Raw genomic sequence first — 243 nt, 5'->3', positions numbered from 1 at the left:
CCGGGCATCATCCCCGTACGCCACCAACCGCTCCGGCTCATCCCGGACATCCAGCTTGATCTCCCGCTCCGGCGCCATCGCCTCGGCCGCCTGCACCGCATCCAGCGCCAGCACCGGCAACTCCACCGGGCCGAGGGTGAGCGGCCGCTCCCGATCCAGCCGGGCCAGCAGCAACAGGTCCTCCACCAGCAGACCCATCCGGGCGGCCTCGTCCTCGATCCGCCGGACCAGCTTGGCCACATC

General features: G+C 71.6%; 1 pseudogene. It reads right to left on the bottom strand.

Annotated elements, in window-relative coordinates:
• Window positions 1–243, bottom strand: a pseudogene (locus tag IH26_RS55235) (two-component sensor histidine kinase); the annotation flags it as partial.

The organism is Actinoplanes subtropicus, assembly GCF_000721705.1.
In the GTDB taxonomy this organism is placed as follows: Bacteria; Actinomycetota; Actinomycetes; order Mycobacteriales; family Micromonosporaceae; genus Actinoplanes; species Actinoplanes subtropicus.
The sequence above is the reverse complement of the archived record's forward strand: the minus strand, read 5'-3'. Positions and strand labels throughout refer to the sequence as shown.